General features: G+C 72.7%; 17 protein-coding genes. 15 read left to right on the top strand and 2 right to left on the bottom strand.

Annotated features, from left to right (window positions below; translation table 11 throughout):
- The first annotated feature begins 34 nt into the window (after positions 1–34).
- From ACFVGY_RS22250 to ACFVGY_RS22235, 4 genes are all read left to right on the top strand, one after another.
- Positions 35–874: a class E sortase gene (locus ACFVGY_RS22250; RefSeq protein ID WP_385680044.1), complete on the top strand. Its 840-nt coding sequence runs from the start codon at positions 35–37 to the stop codon at positions 872–874.
- A 72-nt stretch (positions 875–946) separates the two neighbouring features.
- Positions 947–1297, top strand: a complete 351-nt coding sequence (locus ACFVGY_RS22245; RefSeq protein WP_385679968.1) for a DUF6412 domain-containing protein — start codon at positions 947–949, stop codon at positions 1295–1297.
- Between the two features lie 130 nt (positions 1298–1427).
- The gene (locus tag ACFVGY_RS22240) at positions 1428–2093 is read left to right on the top strand and encodes a YidC/Oxa1 family membrane protein insertase (RefSeq protein WP_385679966.1); all 666 of its coding nucleotides are present in this window, start codon (positions 1428–1430) and stop codon (positions 2091–2093) included.
- Between the two features lie 217 nt (positions 2094–2310).
- Positions 2311–3168 (top strand): fumarylacetoacetate hydrolase family protein, encoded by an 858-nt coding sequence (locus tag ACFVGY_RS22235; RefSeq protein ID WP_385679964.1) that lies wholly within the window; start codon positions 2311–2313, stop codon positions 3166–3168.
- Positions 3169–3250: 82 nt separating this feature from the next.
- On the opposite strand, the gene ACFVGY_RS22230 is transcribed toward ACFVGY_RS22235, so the two are convergent.
- Both ACFVGY_RS22230 and ACFVGY_RS22225 read right to left on the bottom strand, forming a co-directional pair.
- The gene (locus ACFVGY_RS22230) at positions 3251–4450 is read right to left on the bottom strand and encodes an ALF repeat-containing protein (protein ID WP_385679962.1); all 1200 of its coding nucleotides are present in this window, start codon (positions 4448–4450) and stop codon (positions 3251–3253) included.
- Between the two features lie 127 nt (positions 4451–4577).
- Positions 4578–5705 (bottom strand): Gfo/Idh/MocA family oxidoreductase, encoded by a 1128-nt coding sequence (locus ACFVGY_RS22225; RefSeq protein WP_385679960.1) that lies wholly within the window; start codon positions 5703–5705, stop codon positions 4578–4580.
- Positions 5706–5862: 157 nt separating this feature from the next.
- On the opposite strand from ACFVGY_RS22225, the gene ACFVGY_RS22220 reads away from it, so the two are divergent.
- The 11 genes from ACFVGY_RS22220 (at position 5863) to ACFVGY_RS22170 (ending at position 17381) form a co-directional block, all read left to right on the top strand.
- Entirely contained in the window at positions 5863–6918 is a 1056-nt protein-coding gene (locus ACFVGY_RS22220) for an ROK family protein (protein WP_385679958.1), read from the top strand.
- Between the two features lie 319 nt (positions 6919–7237).
- Complete coding sequence (locus tag ACFVGY_RS22215; RefSeq protein ID WP_385679956.1) at positions 7238–8017, top strand: hypothetical protein; 780 nt, start codon at positions 7238–7240, stop codon at positions 8015–8017.
- Between the two features lie 53 nt (positions 8018–8070).
- Entirely contained in the window at positions 8071–8820 is a 750-nt protein-coding gene (locus ACFVGY_RS22210; protein WP_385679954.1) for a GntR family transcriptional regulator, read from the top strand.
- A gap of 126 nt (positions 8821–8946) precedes the next feature.
- Positions 8947–10068 (top strand): TIGR03364 family FAD-dependent oxidoreductase, encoded by a 1122-nt coding sequence (locus ACFVGY_RS22205; protein ID WP_385679952.1) that lies wholly within the window; start codon positions 8947–8949, stop codon positions 10066–10068.
- 5 nt (positions 10069–10073) lie between these two features.
- Positions 10074–10754: a phosphonatase-like hydrolase gene (locus ACFVGY_RS22200; protein WP_385679950.1), complete on the top strand. Its 681-nt coding sequence runs from the start codon at positions 10074–10076 to the stop codon at positions 10752–10754.
- A complete protein-coding gene (locus ACFVGY_RS22195; protein ID WP_385679948.1) occupies positions 10751–11806 on the top strand; it encodes an ABC transporter ATP-binding protein in 1056 nt (351 codons plus the stop codon). The genes ACFVGY_RS22200 and ACFVGY_RS22195 overlap by 4 nt, the downstream gene beginning before the upstream one ends.
- Positions 11799–12680 carry a 2-aminoethylphosphonate ABC transporter permease subunit gene (locus ACFVGY_RS22190; protein ID WP_385679946.1) on the top strand — a complete coding sequence of 294 codons (882 nt, stop codon included), beginning with the start codon at positions 11799–11801 and terminating at the stop codon, positions 12678–12680. The genes ACFVGY_RS22195 and ACFVGY_RS22190 overlap by 8 nt, the downstream gene beginning before the upstream one ends.
- Complete coding sequence (locus ACFVGY_RS22185) at positions 12667–13464, top strand: ABC transporter permease (protein WP_385679944.1); 798 nt, start codon at positions 12667–12669, stop codon at positions 13462–13464. The genes ACFVGY_RS22190 and ACFVGY_RS22185 overlap by 14 nt, the downstream gene beginning before the upstream one ends.
- 89 nt (positions 13465–13553) lie before the next feature.
- On the top strand, positions 13554–14654 hold the full coding sequence (locus tag ACFVGY_RS22180) for a 2-aminoethylphosphonate ABC transporter substrate-binding protein (RefSeq protein WP_385679942.1): 1101 nt from the start codon (positions 13554–13556) through the stop codon (positions 14652–14654).
- Positions 14655–14885: 231 nt separating this feature from the next.
- Positions 14886–16415, top strand: coding sequence for an alkaline phosphatase family protein (locus tag ACFVGY_RS22175; RefSeq protein WP_385679940.1), 1530 nt, complete (start codon positions 14886–14888; stop codon positions 16413–16415).
- A 186-nt stretch (positions 16416–16601) separates the two neighbouring features.
- Complete coding sequence (locus ACFVGY_RS22170; protein ID WP_385679938.1) at positions 16602–17381, top strand: HAD-IIA family hydrolase; 780 nt, start codon at positions 16602–16604, stop codon at positions 17379–17381.
- Positions 17382–17473: the final 92 nt, after the last annotated feature.

The following is a 17473-nucleotide window of genomic DNA, read 5'->3' as shown; positions in this document are numbered from 1 at the left end:
GGGAGGTCTTAAGGTGCGCCCCGTGCGGGATCACATGCGTGTGGTGGTGCACGGCCGCGGAGCGGGGTCCCGCCGGGCCGGCTTGCGGGGGCTGCGCGGCTTGCTGTGGGTGACGGCGGAACTGGCCGTCACGGTGGGCGTGGTGGTGTTGCTGCTGGTCGTGCACCAGGTGTGGTGGACCAACCGGCTGGCCGCTGCCTCGGCGCAACGGCAGGTGGCGGCGTTGGAGAGGGGCTGGGCCGAGGAGCGGCGGGGTGGTGGTCCCGGGGCCGGCGACGGGGCGGGGGGCCTCGGGGAGTCTGCATCTGCATCTGCGCCTGCGCCTGCGCCTGCGTCTGCGTCTCCGCCGTCGCCGTCGCCGTCGGTTTCGGGGTCGTCGCCGGGGTCGTCGCCGTCCGGTTCTGGTTCTGGTGGTTCGACGGGGTCGTCCGCGTACGGGGTGCTGCGGATTCCGCGGCTCGGTGTCGTCGTGCCCATCGCGCAGGGGGTCGACAAGCGGGCCGTGCTCGACAAGGGGTACGCCGGCCACTATCCCGGGACCGCCCGGCCCGGCGCCGAGGGCAACTTCGCGCTGGCCGGGCACCGCAACACGCACGGGGAGCCGTTCCGTTACATCAACCGGCTGCGGCCCGGTGACGAGCTGGTCGTCGAGGTGCAGGGGCGTACGTTCACGTACGTCGTGCGCAAGACGCTGGCCGAGACGAGCGAGCGCGATGTCGGGGTGATCGCGCCCGTGCCGCGCAGTGCGGTCCGGCCCGAGTACGGGTTCGGGGAGCCGGGCGCCTACATCACGCTCACCACGTGCACGCCCGAGTACTCCTCCACGTACCGGCTCGTGGTGTGGGGGACGCTCGTTCGTGCGGCGACCGGTTAAATGGGCCGGCTGGCGTGGGAGTTGTCGGTGGGGGCGGTTAAGATCGAGGGGAGTGGAAAGGGGGCGGAATCGATGGACGGGCGTAACGGCGAGCGCTGGGCTTCTTCCTGGTCCGGCTCCCTGGTCGGTGCTGTCGCCTCGCGGCTGGCACCGCTGCTGCTGATCGCAGGAGCCCTCTGGTTGATCGCGGGGGAGAGCGGGCCGGGTGCCGTCATGGTCGCCCTCGCGGCCACCGCCGCGGCCGTCACCGTGGGGGTTGCCGCCCTGGTGGCGCGCCTCGTACGGCCCGTGCCGCCGCACCGCATACGTACCGCGATCCGTGATCGCGAGCAGCGTACGGCGTTCCTGCCGCAGCGTGATCCCGATGCCTCGGGCCGGTCGCGGCCCAGGGCGCCCGGTCGTCCTGCCCTGACGGCCGCGTAGGGGCGCGCAGCGTCGCTGCCTTCCCTTCTTCTCCTTGTCGTGCTGTGCGTCCCTCGTGGGTCGTCGCGCCGAAATGCATGCCTGTGCATGCCCGTTTTCGACGTTCGACGAGACCCCTCGGAGGGCCCGCGTGTCCGTTTTCACTGATCTTGTCATCGAGTTGGGCCGGCTCCTGGAGCCGGTGCTGGCCGAATCCGCGACCGCTGCCGCGATCGTGTTGTTCACCTTCCTCGTGCGGCTCGTTCTGCACCCGCTGAACAGGGCTGCCTTCAAGGGCGCCACCCCGGCGGCCGGGTGCCTGCCGATGCTGCTCCAGCTGCCGGTGTTCTTCGTCATGTACCAGGCCTTCACCTCTCCTGGTGAGCTGCTGGACCACCGGCTGTTCGCGGCCCCGCTGAGTGCGCGCTGGGGCGATGCGCTCGGTGCCGGGGGTGTGTTCGGGGCGCAGGGGCTGGTGTTCCTCGCGCTGTTCGTGGTCATCGCGGTGGTTGCCGCGTGGAGTGCGGTGCGGGCGCGGCGGACCGCTGCCCTGGTGGGGGCCGTGGCTGCTCCCGGGGCCGGTCGGAAGGCGTCGGCCGCGGGAGCGGCGGGGGTCGAGCTGAGCGCGGAGCAGCAGGAGGTGCTGCGGCGGGTGGGCGGCGTGCTGCCGCTGCTGTCGTTCGGGACGCTGATCACCGCCGCCGTGGTGCCGCTGGCCGCCGGGCTGTACCTGGCGACCACCACGGCCTGGTCCGTTGCCGAGCGGGCCTGGCTCCAGTACCGCAAGGAGCGGCTGGAGGCGGCGGGCGGGGCCTAGGGCGGCGCCGGCCTTCCGGGGAGGGCGGCTTCCGGGCCGGCTTTTCGGGTCGAGTGCTTCCGGGCCGGCTTCGGGTCGGGTGTTCCAGTCCGTGAACAGGGTCTTGCGGACGGGACGAGGGTCTTGGAGGATCAGCCAATCCTCCGATGGCCGCACCCCATCGTCCGGCCCGGGGCACGCCCATGGGCCGACCACCCTCGACCACGGGAGAATGCCCATGAAGCTGCTGCGTGTCGGACCGGTCGGGGCGGAGCGCCCCGCACTGCTCGACCGGGACGGATCGCTGCGCGACCTGTCCGGACTGGTCACGGATGTGGACGGTGCCCTGCTCGCCGACGAATCCGTGCTGTCCCGGGTACGGGAGGCGGCGGCGTCCGGGGAGCTCCCGGTCCTGGAGGCGGAGGGGCTGCGGATCGGCGCGCCGGTCGGCCGTATCGGCAAGATCGTGGGCATCGGGCTGAACTACTTCGGGCACGCCGCCGAGATCGGTGCCGAGCCGCCCGCCGAGCCGATCCTGTTCCTCAAGGCCGCGGACACCGTGGTCGGGCCGGACGACACCGTTCTGATCCCGCGCGGCAGCGTGAAGACCGACTGGGAGGCCGAGCTGGGTGTCGTCGTCGGCAGCACGGCCCGCTACCTCGCCACGGCTGAGGAGGGGCTCGCCCACGTGGGCGGGTACGTGCTGGTGAACGACGTCTCGGAGCGCGAGTTCCAGATCGAGCGCGGCGGCACCTGGGACAAGGGCAAGAACTGCGAGACCTTCACCCCGCTCGGCCCGTGGCTGGTGACCGCCGACGAGATCCCGGACCCGCAGGTGCTGGACGTGAGGCTGTGGGTCAACGGGGAGCTCAAGCAGGACGGCAAAACCGCTGACCAGATCTTCCCGGTCGGTGAGGTCGTGCGGTACCTGAGCCGGTTCATGACCCTCTACCCCGGCGACGTCATCGTCACCGGCACGCCGGCAGGCGTCGCCATGGGCCAGCCGGAGCCGAAGCCGTACCTGCGGGCCGGCGATGTCGTGGAGCTGGAGATCGAGCGGCTGGGGCGGCAGAGGCAGGTGTTCAAGAGCGCGTAGCCGTTGGGCCCGGGGCGCTTCGGGTGCGGCCGCAGCGGGGTGGGCGGGCGCCGCTCACCCCGCTGTGCCGGCGCCGTTCGCGTCAGCCCCTGGCCGCCGTGCGGCGGCGCCGCCCCGCGTAGAGCAGGCCCGCGCCCGCACCGAGCGCGGCCGCGCCCGTTCCCGCCGCCACGGCCAGCTGCGCGTTGGCGCCCGTGCTGGCCAGCGGGCCGGAGCCGCCGGCCGGGGTTGCCTTGGTGCCGTTGCCGGAGCCGTTTGCGGAGCCGGGGTCCGAGGGGGACTTGGCGGCGGAGTCCTTGCCGCCGTTCTTGTTGCCGTCCTTGGCCCCGTCCTCGGCGTCCTTGCCGCCGTTCTGGCCGCCGGCGGCCTTGTCCTTGGCGCGGGCGGCGTGCTGCCCGTTCTTCAGGAACTCGATGCGGTCCGCGGGCGTTCCCTTGAGGGCGGCGAGGGCGGCCTTCTTCAGCTCCGGTCCGGCGCCCTTCACCATCGCCGAGATCAGGACGGAGTTGTCGTCGTCGCGCAGCTCGTGCTGCGTCGTGGTCATGAACGTACGCAGTTCGGCGGGGGTCGCGTTCTTCTCCAGGAGCTTGACGATCCCCTCCTTGAGGCCGGGCCCGGCGTCCTTCAGCATGCCGAGCAGCGCGACCCGGTCGTCCTCGGCGCGGGCCTTGTGCTGGCCGTTCTGGACGAACTCGCGCACCTCGTCGCGCGTTCCGCCGCTCAGCAGCTTGTTCACCGCCTCGGTGACCGCCTTGCCGGCGCCGGGGAGCATGCGCGCCAGCTCCGCCTTGTCGTCCTCGAAGCGGGCGACGTGCTGCCCGCTGCGCAGGAACTCGGTGAGGGCCTCGCGCGTGTTGACGGCCAGGGCGGCGTCGCCGGCCTTCCGTACGGCCGGGCCCCCGGCCTCGGTGATCCGCGCGACCAGCACCCGGTCGTCCGAGAGCTGCTGCTTGGCCCACTCGACCTCGAGGAACTTCCGCATGTCCTCGGCCGTGCCTTTGAGGGCCTTCTCGGCGGCCGCGCGGACGCCCGGCCCGGTCGCCGGGTCCGCCAGGATCGCCTGGATGGCCGCCCGGTCCTTGGCGGCCTGGGGGGTCTCGGGAGTCGGCTTGTCCTGCTGCTGCCCGTCGTCCACCGGGTCCTGGTCGGGAGCGGTCGGGGCCCACGGCTTGCCGATCGTCGCGGCGGCGGATGCTTCGGCGGCGAAAGCCGGCGAGGCCAGCAGGACGGCCGGGGCGATCGCGGCCGTGGCGACGGCCGACGCGATCCGGGGCAGCTTCACGAGGCGAGTCCATTCTTCACAAGTGTGATGATCGTCAGATTGTGAAGGATAGAGCGTTCGAGTCGGGAGCAGAGGCCACGCGCCGTGCGGAGCTCGGGATCCACGTCTCACCTCGGGACCTTGAGGCTCAAAGGTTCACGGTGACGCCGTCCCGGGACGAGACGCGCGCGGCTTCCAGGACCGCCAGGCACTGTGCCGCCTCGTGTGCGGTGACCGGAGCGGGCCCGCCGTTGCGCAGCGCGGACGCCACTGCCGCGTAGTACGCCGGATAGTCGCCCGGGAGGGTCGGGACCGGGGTTCCGCCGCCCGTCAGCGGGGACTCGCCGGAGCCCAGGCGGCCCCACAGGTGCTCGGGCTCCTCGCCCCACGGGGTGCCGTTGCCCGGCCGGTGCTCCTCGCGCAGCGCCGCCTCCTGCGGGTCGAGGCCGTACTTCACGTAGCCGGCCCGGGAGCCGAGCACGCGGAAGCGCGGGCCGAGTTGGGCCGTGGTCGCGCTGACGTAGAGGTGGGAGCGGACGTTGTTCGTGTGGGTGATGGCGATGAAGGTGTCGTCGTCCGTCTCGGCGCCTGGGCGGCGCACGTCGGTCTCCGCGTACACGCGTGCCGCCGGGCCGAAGAGCAGCAGGGCCTGGTCGACGACGTGGCTGCCGAGGTCGTAGAGCAGGCCGCCGATCTCCTCCGGGGCGCCGGACTCGCGCCAGCCGCCCTTGAGCTGCGGGCGCCACCGCTCGAAGCGGGACTCGAAGCGCTGGACCTCGCCGAGCTCGCCGGAGGCGAGGAGGCGGCGGAGGGTGAGGAAGTCGTTGTCCCACCGGCGGTTCTGGAAGACGGAGAGAAACGTTCCGGTCCGGTCGGCGAGCTCGGCGAGTTCGCGGGCCTCGGCGGCGGTCGCGGCGAGCGGCTTGTCCACGACGACCGGGATGCCGGCGTTCAGCGCGGTGGTGGCCAGGGGGACGTGGGTCCTGTTCGGGGAGGCGACGACCACCAGGTCCGGGCGGGCTGCGGGGGACCCGGGGGCCCACAGGGATTCCGGGGACGTGGCGATGCGGACGTCCGGGTAGGCCTCGCGCGCCCGGGCCTGGCGGCCGGGGTCGGAGGTGACGACGGTGTCGAGGACGAGGCCGTCGGTGGCGGCGACCAGGGGGGCGTGGAACACGGATCCGGCGAGGCCGTAGCCGATGACGGCCACGCGGAGGGGGGCAGTGGAGGAGGTGGGGGAGGTGGGGGAGGTGGGGGAGGGGGACGTGGGGTTCATGGGTCCACTTTGGCAACAGTGTTGCTTAAGTGCAAGGAGGGTGGACAATGGGCGGGTGGAGTGGGGCAGTGGCAGTGGCAGGGGCAGTGGCAGGGACGGTGCGGACGGTCGTGGTCACGGCGGGAGGGTCGGCGCGGGTGGTGTGAACCTGCCGGCGTTGCGCGGGCACAACGACGCCCTCGTGCTGGACTTGCTGCGCCGAGCCGGGGACGCGGGCCTCGGGCGCGCCGACCTCGCCCTACGTACGGGACTCACCCCGCAGGCCGTCAGCAAGATCACGGCGCGGCTGCGGGCGGAGGGACTCGTCGCCGAGGCCGGCCGGGGCCCGTCCACCGGCGGCAAACCGCGGACCCTGCTGCGGCTGGTGGCGCAGGCCCGTCACGCCGTCGGCGTACACGCGGACCGCGACGAGCTGCGGGCGGTACGAGTGGACCTGGCGGGCCGGGTCGTGGACCGGAGCAGCGGCCCCCTGGACTTCGGGGCCGGTCCGGACGCGGTGGTGGAGGCGGTCGTACGGGCGGTGGGGCGGGTCTGCGCGGGTTCGGGAGGCGGGCCCCGCCTGCTCGGGGTGGGGGTCGCCGCACCGGGGCCGCTCGATTGGCGGGCCGGGGTGATGGGGCGGGTGACCGGACATCCGGAGTGGGAGGGGTTCCCGCTGCGGCAGGCGGTGGTGGAGGGGCTGGGGGCCGACGCGCCGCCGGTGGTGGTGGACAAGGACACCAACGCGGGGGCTGCCGCTCCGGACCCCCGCCCGAACGCGGCCGCTTCCGGGACCTCGGTGTACCTGCACCTGGGCAGTGGCCTCGGTGCGGGGCTGCGGCTGGACGGCGAGGTGTACCGCGGGGCGCGCTCGGCGGCGGGGGAGTTCGGGCACCAGGTGCTGAGCCTGGACGGCCCGCCCTGCCGGTGCGGCGGGCGGGGCTGCGCGGAGGTGCTGTGCCTGGCGGCGGTTGCACGCGGGGACCTGCCGGAGGCGGCCCGGATCCTGGGTGAGGGCGCCGCGAACGTGATGGCTCTGCTGGACGCGGATCACGTGTGGCTCGGGGGACGCGTGGTGGATTCCGCCCCGGAGGTGTTCACGGCGGGAGTCCTCAGGGTCCTGCGGGCGCGCAGCCTCGGCTGCAGTGTGCCGCAGGTCGGCGTTGCCGCGGGCGGAGTGGCGGAGGGGGCGGCGGAACTGGCGCTGGCGCCGTTCTTCGGGCGGCGGGGGTGAGGTGCGGCCGGGGTGAGGTGTGCCGGGCGTGAGGTGAGCGGGGCGTGAGGTGTGCCGGGCGTGAGGTGAGCGGGCGTGAGGTGTGCCGGGCGTGAGGTGCGGCCGGGCGTGAGGTGCGGCCGGGCGGGGCGCGGGCGTCGGGGCCGGTCGGTGGGCCGATCGGGCGTAAAGCGGGGGTGTGCGGGCGCGGCTGCGGTCGGGGTGTCGCGCGCGCGTGGCAGGGTGCGGACAGGCCGTGGTGATTGTCGCCTCGTCCGACCGTCAGTCCGTCCGGCGAGCTGCGAAGCGAAGGTCTGCGATGCGGAAGCGAAGGTCTGCCATGCCACGACTGCGCGAAGCCCTTGCCCTCTCCGCCGTCCTGGTCGCCGTAGCCGCCCCGACCGCGGGCGCCGACGTCGGCACCGGCGGTGGTGCCCGGCCCGCGCCCGCGCCCGCGCCCGCGCCTGCGCCTGCGCCCGCGCTGCCGTCCCGGGCGCAGGCGACCTGCGGGGACGGGAAGAGCAGCGCTTTTCCCATCGGGGCCCGGATCCGTGGGGGTCCGGCCGTGTACCGGACCGGCGGCGGGACGCAGAGCTGGTTCATGGACCTGACGAACACCACCGGCAGCGAGTGCACCGCCATCCATCCGGTCGTGGTGTTCACGGACGAGGCGCGTGTCCTGCGCCCGGAGCACGTGCGGATGGAGTTCGAGGCGCCCGGCGGTACGTTCCCGGTCAGTCTGGAGCGGAGTGACCGGGACGAGATCATCGCCGTGTTCGACGGCGGGTCGGCCTTTCCCGGGTTCACCGTGGGATCCGGCGGGTCGCTGACCGTGCGGGTTCATCTGGCGTTCGCGCCCGACGCCCCCGCCGGGGAGGTCGTGGTCGACGCGGCCCTCGTGCAGCGCCGGGCCGGTGACGGCGACTGGGTCGGTGAGGCCGGCGGCTACCGGTTCTCCGTCGAGCCGGCCGACGTCGTCGAGGCTGCCGGGGCGCTCGCGCACACCGGGCTCCGTGGCCGGGTGTACGGGGCCGGGGTGGCGGTCGCCGTGGCGGCCGTGGGCGGCGCTCTGGTGCTGGCCGGGCGTCGGCTGCGACGGGCGGGGGGTCCCGCGGGTTGACGGGGTGCGGGGCCCGGGGCGTTGCGGACGCTTTGGTTGCGTACAGTCCGAGGGTGGAAGAACACCGCCCTGGCTCGCCCGTGCGTTCCGGTATCCCGGAGCACGGCCGCATCCCCAAGTACTACGCCGTCAAGGCCCGGATCGCCGGGCTCCTCGATGATCTCGGTGAAGGCGGGCTGCTGCCCACCGAGCGCGATCTCGCCGAGCGCTACGAGGTGTCCCGCGAGACCGTCCGCCAAGCCCTGCGCGAGCTGCTGCTGGAAGGGCGGATCCGGCGCTCCGGACGCGGCACCGTCGTGGCCGGGCCCAAGCTGGAGCAGCCGCTGTCGCTGGCGAGTTACACCGAGGGCGTACGGCGTCAGGGCCGCCGGCCCGGCCGCAACCTGATCGGGCTGGAGCGGTTCCCGTGCCCGCCCGATCTGGCGCCGGGGATCGGCGCCGAGCCCGGTGAGCCCGTATGGCACCTGGAGCGTGTGCTGCTGGCCGATGACGAGCGGGTGGGGCTGGAGAGCACGTACATCCGGGTCGCCCGGGCGCCGCGGCTGGACAGTGATTTCCGGCCGGATTCGTCCTTCTACGGGTATCTGCGCGAGCGCCTCGGGATCTCCTTCGGGGACGCGGACGAGAAGCTGGAGACGGTGCTCGCGACCCCGCGCGAGGCGTTGCTGATCGGTACCCCGCCCGCGCTGCCGATGCTGCTGATCCACCGGTTCTCGCGGGATCAGGACGGGCGGCCGTTGGAGCGGGTGCGTTCGCTGTACCGGGGGGACCGGTTCAGTTTCACGACGCATTTGCGTGCTTAGGGGCGGTGCCGGACCCCGGTTTGATCACGAGAAGATAACGGGTCTGGTCCAATGGACCGGGGCTGTTCACCGTTTGGTCGTCGATGGGACCCCGGAGGTCCATGCTCCGCACCCACCGTGGTCGGCGTGAGAGTCATAGTCGTCGGAGGCGGCGTGGTCGGAACCATGCACGCCTGGCAAGCAGTCGAACGCGGCCACGAGGTCGTCCACATCGAGCGGGAGGCCGAGGCCCGCGGCGCGTCACTACGCAACTTCGGTCAGATCTGGGTCAGCGGACGGGCCGGGGGCGAGGAGCTCGACACCGCCCTGCGGGCCCGCGAGCTGTGGGAGGAGATCGGCGCCCGGGTGCCCGGCCTGGGCTTCCGGGCCAACGGTTCCCTGACGCCGGTCCGCAACGCGGCCGAGTACGCCGTCGCCGAAGCCGCCGCGGCCCGGCCCGATGCCGCCGCCCGCGGCTACCGGCTGGTCACCGCCCGGGAGGCGCGGGAGATCAACCCCGCCCTGCGCGGCACCTTCGAAGCCGCCCTGTGGTGCGAGCGGGACGCAGCCGTCGAGCCGCGCACCGCGCAGCTGCACCTGCGGGAGGCGCTGCTGGCGAGCGGGCGTTACACCTGGCTGCCGGGGCGGGAGGTGCGCGAGGTCGTCGGGAGCGCGAGCGTCCGGGACGATCACGGAGACGTACACCGCGGCGATGTCGTCGTCCTCGCCACCGGCGCCTGGCTGTCCGGGCTGGTGCGGGAGTTGGCGCCCGAGCTGCCGGTGCGGCGGGTCCGGCTGCAGATGATGCAGACCGATCCGCTGGGGGAGGTCCTGACGACCTCCGTCGCCGATGCCGACAGCTTCCGCTACTACCCCGCCTACCGGAGCGCCGCTCTCGATGCGCTCAACGCGGGGCAGCCGCAGGACCCGGTGGCGGCCGCGCACAAGATGCAGCTGCTGATGGTCCAGCGCCGGGACGGCGGCCTGACCATCGGCGACACCCACGAGTACGAGCACCCCTTCGCCTTCGACACCGTCGAGGAGCCGTACGCGTACCTGACCGAGGTGGTCGAGTCCTTCCTGGGCCGCCCGCTGCCGAGGATCCGCCACCGCTGGGCCGGCGTGTACGCGCAGTGCACCGACACCTCCCGCGTCGTCCACCGCGAGCAGGTCCGCGACGGGGTATGGCTCGTGACCGGGCCCGGCGGGCGCGGCATGACCTGCTCGCCCGCCATTGCCGAGATGTCCGCCGACGAGATGGGCTGGTGACCACGGTGAAGCTTGTCGTTCTGGACATGGCCGGCACCACCGTGGGTGACGGCGGCCTCGTCGAGCGGGCCTTCGGGCGCGCCGCCGAGCACCTCGGCGTCAAGCCCGGCTCCGCCGACTTCGACGCCAAACTCCGGTACGTCCGCGACACCATGGGCGAGTCGAAGATCTCCGTCTTCCGGGTCCTGTTCGGCACCGAGGAGCGTGCGCGGCAGGCCAACGCCGCGTTCGAGGAGGCGTACGCCGAGCTCGTCGACGGCGGGCTCGTCGCCCCGCTGCCGGGCGCGCGCGAGGCCATCGAGGCGATGCGCGAGGCGGGCCGGACCGTCGTCCTGACCACCGGGTTCGCCCGGGTCACGCAGGACGCCATCCTCGACGCCCTCGGGTGGCAGGGGCTCGCCGACCTCACGCTGTGCCCCGCGGACGCGGGCGGTCGCGGACGGCCCTACCCCGACATGGTGCTGACCGCGTTCCTGCGGACCGGCGCGGCCGACGACGTACGGGACGTCGTGGTCGCCGGCGACACCGCGTACGACATGCTCAGCGGCCGTCGGGCCGGCGCCCGGATCGTGGCCGGTGTGCTGACCGGCGCCCACGACCGCGCCGTGCTGACGGAGAACGGCGCCACCCACGTCCTCGGTTCCGTTGCGGAGCTGCCCGGTCTGCTGGAGGGGGGAGGGGCGTGAGCGGCATCCGCTTCGAGTCGGTCAGTGTTGCCTACGGCGGCGACACCGTCCTGGACCGGCTCGACCTGACCGTGGAGCCGGGCGAGGTCATGGCCCTGCTCGGCCCCTCCGGCTCGGGCAAGACCACCGCGCTGCGCGCGGTCGCCGGCTTCGTGCGCCCGGCGTCCGGGCGGGTCCTGATCGGCGGCCGGGACGTCACCGCGCTGCCGCCGCACAAGCGCGGCATCGGCATGGTCGTCCAGCAGTACGCGCTCTTCCCGCACCTGCGGGTCGAGGAGAACGTCGCCTTCGGGCTGAAGGCGCAGAAGACCCCGCGGGCCGAGATCCCCGCCCGGGTCGCCGAGGCCCTGGAGATGACCGGGATGGCCGCCTATGCCAAGCGGCACCCCCGCGAGCTGTCGGGCGGACAGCAGCAGCGCGTCGCGATCGCCCGCGCGCTCGCCATCCGGCCCGGGGTACTGCTGCTCGACGAGCCGCTGTCCGCGCTCGACGCCCAGCTCCGCTCGGGGATGCTCGCCGAACTGGCCCGCCTCCACCGCGAACTGCCCGACGTGTCGATGCTGTACGTCACCCACGACCAGGTCGAGGCCCTCACCCTCGCCGACCGCATCGCCGTCATGGACCGCGCACGGCTCCAGGACTGCGGCACCCCGCAGGAGCTGTACCGGTCCCCGCGCACCGAGTTCACCGCCGCCTTCGTCGGCAACGCCAACCTGCTGCCGGTGACCGTCGCAGACTCCGGGGCGGTGTTCGCCGGCCGGAAGCTGGAACTGGACCGCGGGCGGGCGGTACCGGGCGCGCAGGCGACCCTGTGCATCCGGCCGCACCTGCTCGGCCTCGGCGCCGGGACCGGGCCCAACGCCCTGAGCGGCACCATCAGCGAGGTGCAGTGGCGGGGCTCGACGCACCGGCTGTACGTCGACGTGGACGGCCACCGGGTCACCGCGGACCTGCCCGAGCTCCGCGAGACCCCGGCGCTCGGGGACCGGGTGACCCTGCACTTCGCGCCGCGGGACGCGGTCCTGCTGGCGGCGGGAGTGGGCGATGGGTGAGGCCGCCGTGTCCGCCGCGTCCGCCGCGCCGCCCGGTGCGGCTGCGGCCCGGGGTCCCCGGCTGCCGCGCGGGCTGTGGGCGCTGCCGCCCGTGGCCGTGCTCGTGCTGGCCTTCCTCTACCCCCTCGCACTGGTCGTCCGGGAGTCCTTCGCCCCCGAGAACGGCGGGGCCCTGTCCGCCTACGGGTCCGTCTTCGCCTCCCGCTCCTTCCGCGAGGCGCTCGGGACCACGGTGTGGCTCGCCGCCGGGGCCACGGTCGGCTGCCTGGTCCTCGGGTTCGTCCTCGCCCTCGTCATCGCCTTCGTTCCGTTCCCGGGCGCGCGGGCCGTCGCCAAGTTCATCGACGTGTTCCTGTCGTTCCCTTCGTTCCTCATCACGCTGGCCCTGCTCTTCATCTACGGGTCGGTCGGTCTGGCCAACGGGCTGTGGAGCGATGTGTTCGGGGTCGCCGAGGGGCCGTTCCGCTTCCTGGCCACCCCGTGGGGCGTACTCCTCGCGGAGATCACGTACTTCACGCCCTTCGTGATGCGTCCGCTGCTCGCCGCCTTCTCGCAGCTCGACACCGCACAGCTGGAGGCGGCCTCCTCGCTCGGCGCGCGGCCCGCGCGGATCGTCCGCCGGGTGATCCTCCCCGAGGCCCTCCCGGCGCTCGCCGCCGGCGGCAGCCTGGTCCTGGTCATGTGCCTCAACGAGTTCGGGATCGTCCTGTTCACCGGAGCCAAGGACGTCACCACGCTGCCGATGCTCGTCTACGGCAAGGCGATCCTCGAAGCCGACTACCCGGCCGCCTGCGCGGTGGCCGTCGTCAACGTCGCTATCTCCGTCGGCCTGTTCGGCCTCTACCGGGTGGTGAGCAAGCGTGCTGGTGCATAGCCGGACCGGCCGCTGGGCCGCCTGGGCCGTCTTCGGCCTCCTCTTCCTGCCCGTCTTCGCCCTGCCGCTGCTCGTGGTGGTGGCCGCCTCCTTCGCCACCCACTGGTCCGGCGCCCTGCCCTCCGGCCCGACCACCGGGAACTACGCCGCCGCCGTGCGCGGCGAGTCCCTCCAGGCGCTGACCACCTCGCTCGTCACCGCGCTCGCCGCGAGCCTGCTCGCGCTGACCGTCGGGACCTGGGCCGCGCTGGCCGCCGCCGGGCTCAAGCGGCGCGGGAAGCGGTTCCTGGACGCCCTGTTCGTGCTGCCGGTCGCCGTCCCGTCGGTGGTCGTCGGCCTGGCCGTCCTCGTCGCGTTCAGCCGGCCGCCGCTGCTGCTCAACGGCACGTCCTCGATCGTCGTCCTGGCGCACACGATTCTTGTCACGGCGTTCGCCTACCAGTCGGTTTCGGCTGCGATCGTCCGTCTCGACCCCGCGTACGAGCAGGCGGCGGCCTCCCTGGGCGCCCGTCCCGCGTACGTGCTGTGGCGGGTCAAGCTCCCCCTCCTGCTGCCGTCCCTCACGGCGGCCGCCGGACTCTGCTTCGCCCTCTCCATGGGCGAGCTGAGCGCCACGATGATGCTCTACCCGCCGGACTGGACACCCCTCCCGGTCCGGATCTTCGCCGCCACCGACCGCGGCTCCCTCTTCAGCGGCTCCGCCGTCGCCGTGGTCCTGATGGCCGCCACCCTGCTGGTCCTCCTGGCCGTCTCCCGCATCCGCACCAAGGCCGCCTACCGCTGACCGGCCGCCTGCCCCCGCTCCCCCGCTCCCCCGCTCCTCCTCCGCTCCACCGCTCCTCCTCCGCTTCCTCCTCCCCGTAAGGAACAGCCATGTCCAGACACCGCACGTCCCTGCGCACCCTCGCCGCCGTCACCGGCAGCCTCGCCCTCGCCGCCGGAATCACCGCCTGCGGCGGCGGCACCGAGGGGTCCTCCGCCGGCTCCTCCGGTTCCTCCGGCGGCGACGGCGCCAAGACCGTGACCGTCTACAGCGCCGACGGCCTCAAGAGCGACAAGGGCGACGGCTGGTACGACCGGGTCTTCGCCGACTTCACGAAGAAGACCGGCATCGAGGTCAAGTACGTCGAGGGCGGCTCGGGCGAGATGGTGCAGCGCGCCGTCCGCGAGAAGGCCAACACCCAGGCGGACGTGCTGATCACCCTGCCGCCGTTCATCCAGCAGGCGGCCGGCAAGGGCCTGCTCCAGGCCTACCGGCCGCAGGGCTCCGACAAGGTCAACGGCGCGGACAAGGCGGCCGACGGCATGTGGACGTCGGTCGTGAACAACTACTTCGGCTTCGTCTACAACAAGAAGGAGCTGGAAGCCGCCCCGAAGACCTGGGAGGAACTCCTCGACGGGAAGTTCAAGGGCAAGCTGCAGTACTCCACCCCCGGCGTCGCGGGCGACGGCACGGCCGTCCTCATCAAGTCGATGCACGACTTCGGCGGCAAGGAGCCGGCGATGGAGTACCTGAAGAAGCTCCAGGCCAACAACGTCGGCCCGTCCTCCTCCACCAGCAAGCTCGCGCCGAAGACCGACAAGGGCGAGCTGCTCGTCGCCAACGGCGACGTCCAGATGAACTTCGCGCAGTCCAAGTCCATGCCGAACCTGGGCATCTGGTTCCCCGCCAAGGACGGCGGCAAGCCCACCACCTTCGCCCTGCCGTACGCGGCCGGCCTGGTGCAGAAGGGCCCGCACTCCGAAAACGGCAAGAAGCTGCTCGACTACCTGCTCAGCGAGGACGCCCAGAAGCTGGTCAGCGAGGTCGGCGGCGGCTTCCCGGCCCGTAGCGACGTCAAGCCGACCGACGCCAACGCCGTCGAGCTGACGAAGCTGATGACCGGCGTCGAGGTGTTCGAGCCGGACTGGGCCGACATCGACAAGAACCTCACGGTCTACGTCGACGCGTGGAAGTCGGCAACCGGAAGCTGACCGGTTGCCTCCCGGTCACCTGGGACCGGAATCGTGAAGCCTGCATAACGGGTCTGGACCGAAAGTCACCCTCCCCGACGGTCCGGACCCGGCGCATGGACGCCCGTACGCCGCACCCACGCCACCACGCCACCGCGCCACCGCGTACGGCAGCACCGCTGCTTTCCCCGCTTCCCCCGCACGGCAAGCACCGCTCACACGCGCCCACACGACGAACTCCCGGAGGAGTACGTGTCCACTGTCCTGCCCGGACGCGCCCTTGCCACGGCGGCCACCGCCACGGCCACCGTCCTGCTCGCCACCGCCCTCGGCGTGCACACCGCGACGGCCGCGGCCGCCGCCACCACCGACAAGGTCCTGGTCATCGGCCTCGACGGCGTGGTCCTCGACCGCATGAAGGCCGCCAACGCCCCGTACCTGAACGGCCTGATGGCCCAGGGGCTGACCGCCCGCAGCACCCTGTACGCCAACCCGATGGCCGCCACCTCCTCCGGCCCCGGCTGGTCCACCATCGCCACCGGCGTCTGGCCCGACAAGCACGGGGTGAAGGACAACTCCTTCATCGGCAAGAACTACACGGCCTACCCGGACTTCCTCACCCGCATCGAGAACACCAAGCCCTCGCTCAACACCTACGCGGCCGCCGACTGGGAGCCGATCACCTCCACCGACCAGAACGGCCCGATCTTCTCCGCCAAGGTCGACAAGCGCCTCAGCCTCAAGGGCGACCGCGACGGCTACACCAACGAGGACCCGAAGATCGCCGCCGCGGCCGCGGCCGAACTCCGCGACCAGAACCCCGACGCCGCCTTCGTCTACCTCGGCCAGGTCGACTCCGCCGGACACTCCTACGGCGCCTCCAGCCAGCAGTACCTCGACGCCATCGCCCGCGTCGACGTCCTCGTCGGCCAGCTGCTGAACGCGGTCGCGGCCCGGCCGACCTACGCCCAGGAGAACTGGAAGATCCTCGTCACCACCGACCACGGCCACACCGGCTCCGGCGGCCACGGCGGCTCCTCCGCCGCCGAGCGCGCCACCTTCGTCATCGCCAAGGGTGCGGGCATCCCGGCCGGTTCGGTACGCCACGACGTGAAGCTCGCCGACGTCGCGGCGACCGCGCTCGCCCACGTCGGCGCCGCCGCCGGCACCGCCATCGACGGGATCCCGCTCTCCGCCCCGGACGACAACGACCCGTTCGACACCCTGCGCCCCAACCTCCAGGCCCGCGTGGACGAGACGGGCATCCCGGCCGGCGTGAAGGGCTTCACGCACACCCCGCCGGCCGGCTGGTCCGTCGACAACTCCCGGATGGGCTCGGGCGGTGTCACCGAATGGGCAGGATGGGCCTTCGCCACCGACGAGTTCTGGAGCCAGTCGCAACGCGACCAGTGGCGCGAGCTGAACGTCCGCTCCCGTGACGTCTTCGCGGTCGCCGACTCCGACGAGTGGGACGACAAGTCCCACACCGGAAGCTTCGACTCCACCCTGGTCACCCCGGCCTGGCCGGTGGCCGGCGGCACCACCCGCACCCTCACCTACCAGACGCACTACCGCCACGAGGCCGGCCAGACCGCCCAGGTCCTCGTCTCCTACAACGGAGGCACCCCGACCGTCGTCAAGGACTACACCGCCGACGCGGTCGCCAAGGCCGAATCCCTCAGCCTCCAGGTCCCGGCCGGCGCCACGAACGTGCAGATCCGGTTCCGGTACACCGGCAGCAACAACTGGTACTGGACCGTGGACAACGTCAAGCTCGCCTGACCCGGCCGCCCCCGGCCGACCCCGGCCGCCCCCGGCCGACCCCCGGGTGTCCGGGCTGTGGACGACCGGCGCGTCCACGGCCCGGGCCCCGATAGGGTGGTTCAGACCACACTTCCAGGTCACAGGTCCAGTAGGTCACAGGCCACAGGTCGCAGGTACCGGGCCGGCGAGAGCGGAGAACATCCCGTGGCAGAGCGCAAGCCGATCGAATCCTGGCTCACCGACATGGACGGTGTCCTCATCCACGAAGGCACCCCGATCCCCGGCGCCGATGCCTTCATCAAGCGGCTGCGCGAGTCCGGCAAGCCCTTCCTCGTCCTGACCAACAACTCGATCTACACCCCGCGCGACCTCCAGGCCCGCCTGAGCCGCATGGGCCTCGACGTCCCCGTCGAGAACATCTGGACCTCGGCGCTGGCCACCGCGAAGTTCCTCGACGACCAGCGCCCCGGCGGCACGGCGTACGTCATCGGCGAGGCGGGCCTGACCACCGCCCTGCACGACATCGGCTACATCCTGACCGACCACGACCCCGACTACGTCGTCCTGGGGGAGACCCGGACGTACAGCTTCGAGGCGATGACGAAGGCGGTCCGGCTGATCAACGCCGGCGCCCGCTTCATCTGCACCAACCCCGACGAGACCGGCCCCTCCACCGAGGGCCCACTGCCCGCCACCGGTGCCGTCGCCGCCCTGATCACCAAGGCGACCGGCAAGCAGCCGTACTTCGCCGGCAAGCCCAACCCGCTGATGATGCGGACCGGCCTGAACGCCATCGGCGCCCACTCCGAGAGCAGTGCGATGATCGGCGACCGGATGGACACCGACGTCCTGGCGGGGCTGGAGGCGGGCATGCAGACCTTCCTCGTGCTGACCGGCCTGACCACGGTCGAGGACACCGAGAAGTTCCCGTACCGACCGACCCGGACGGTGAACTCCATCGCTGACCTGGTCGATCTTGTCTGAGCCGATCGGCGCAACGGCGGTGGGGGCGCGCCCGCGGCGGCCCGAGCGCGCACGCGCACACAGCTGTAGCTGATGGGAACGGTCCCCGACCG

It is taken from the genome of Streptomyces sp. NPDC127106 (assembly GCF_042677605.1).
GTDB lineage: Bacteria > Actinomycetota > Actinomycetes > Streptomycetales > Streptomycetaceae > Streptomyces.
The sequence above is the reverse complement of the archived record's forward strand: the minus strand, read 5'-3'. Positions and strand labels throughout refer to the sequence as shown.

Bases quoted from the DNA above. Each gene is read 5' to 3' on its own strand.
- ACFVGY_RS22215 (WP_385679956.1), top strand. From the start codon at position 7,238: ATGCCACGACTGCGCGAAGCCCTTGCCCTCTCCGCCGTCCTGGTCGCC.
- ACFVGY_RS22190 (WP_385679946.1), top strand. From the start codon at position 11,799: ATGGGTGAGGCCGCCGTGTCCGCCGCGTCCGCCGCGCCGCCCGGTGCG.
- ACFVGY_RS22245 (WP_385679968.1), top strand. From the start codon at position 947: ATGGACGGGCGTAACGGCGAGCGCTGGGCTTCTTCCTGGTCCGGCTCC.
- ACFVGY_RS22180 (WP_385679942.1), top strand. From the start codon at position 13,554: ATGTCCAGACACCGCACGTCCCTGCGCACCCTCGCCGCCGTCACCGGC.
- ACFVGY_RS22250 (WP_385680044.1), top strand. From the start codon at position 35: ATGCGTGTGGTGGTGCACGGCCGCGGAGCGGGGTCCCGCCGGGCCGGC.
- ACFVGY_RS22235 (WP_385679964.1), top strand. From the start codon at position 2,311: ATGAAGCTGCTGCGTGTCGGACCGGTCGGGGCGGAGCGCCCCGCACTG.
- ACFVGY_RS22225 (WP_385679960.1), bottom strand. From the start codon at position 5,705: ATGAACCCCACGTCCCCCTCCCCCACCTCCCCCACCTCCCCCACCTCC.